We start from the raw sequence: 1,324 nt of genomic DNA, 5'->3' as shown, positions 1-1,324 counted from the left end.
ACTATTGCACTAACTGCGGGCAGCGCCACCGGTGCCACCGGCATCACCTTCGACCAGAGCGGCATCGCCGCCACTGCCACTGCCGCCGCGGGTACCACCAACTTCCTGAAGGACGTGGACATCTCGACCTTCCAGGGCGCGCAGAAGGCGTTGAGCATCATCGACAACGCGCTGACCTCGGTGAACTCCTCGCGTGCGGACATGGGTGCGATCCAGAACCGCTTCACCTCCACCATCGCCAACCTGAGCTCCACCTCGGAGAACCTGTCGGCCTCGCGCAGCCGCATCCGCGATACCGACTACGCCAAGGAAACCGCCGAGCTGACCCGCACGCAGATCCTGCAGCAGGCCGGCACCGCGATGCTGGCCCAGGCCAAGCAGGCACCGCAGAGCGTGCTGAGCCTGCTCCAGGGCTAAGCGTCGCCAGCCGCATTGCGCCACCGAGGCCCCTCCGCAAGGAGGGGCCTTTTTTGTTTCCTCTTCCCGCGACGGGCCGTCGCATCCCGGAGGAAGCGCCATCTCCGCGCGTTGCCGGTCCTCGACGCCGAAGGCGAGCGCTGCCATGACTGGCAGGGCGACGGCCAGCTGAAGGCGTGGCCATGCTATTCGCGGCGATCCCGTGCATGCGAGCCGTTATGCGGGATCGACGGGAGACAGCCATGGCCACCGACCGCCTGCGCTGTCGCGCGACAAGTGACCAGTGGGCTGGATGGCGGTCAGCAGTTGGCGATGGCCGTGGCCGCACTTCAAGATCGCCTGTCATGCGTCATCAACGCAGTGCACGACCTGAAAGCGCGCTGGCATTGCCTACATCGCCGGACAACCGACGCTCCTTCTACTTCATCGCCATGGACGGCCGTAAGGCGATCAGACAGGTAGAGGGAGAGATGGCCAAGCCGTCGCGTCGCGATGCGCTGCGTACCGGCAGGTCAAGCGTTCGCGTCGTCGACGCGACACACGATCGAGAGCATCGCGCGCATCGCCCTCGGCGCGACCCAGGCCGCTCTTTCCCCGACTTGTGCAAGACGCCTAAAGTTTGACGAAGCGCGGCCGAAACAAGCCTTTCGCCGCGTTTCTGGTGTCACGCAAATCGCCGAAACGCCAAATTTTCGGCAGTAAATCCCTAAAGGTTGCGCACCGACTGCCGTTACTTATACCAGCAGCGGCACTGGCCAATTGATGGCCCCCTGCGGAGGCTCCAGGCACCAATGGGTTGCCGGACAAATCGCTTAGAGGAGATATCAAAATGGCACAGGTCATCAATACCAACGTAATGTCGCTGAACGCTCAGCGGAACCTCAACACCACCAGCGCCAGCCTGGCG

The 1,324-nt window shown here is 63.7% G+C and carries 1 protein-coding gene and 1 pseudogene; both read left to right on the top strand.

Going from position 1 to position 1,324, the window contains the following annotated elements:
• The coding region (locus CEK66_RS20215; RefSeq protein ID WP_255424716.1) for a flagellin at nucleotides 1-417 on the top strand (417 nt) is incomplete at its 5' end.
• Between the two features lie 829 nt (nucleotides 418-1,246).
• Nucleotides 1,247-1,324: pseudogene (locus tag CEK66_RS20755) on the top strand (flagellin); the annotation flags it as partial.

The organism is Xanthomonas sp. LMG 12460, assembly GCF_009192895.1.
Classification (GTDB): domain Bacteria; phylum Pseudomonadota; class Gammaproteobacteria; order Xanthomonadales; family Xanthomonadaceae; genus Xanthomonas_A; species Xanthomonas_A sontii.
This window is presented reverse-complemented; position numbering and strand designations above follow the sequence as displayed.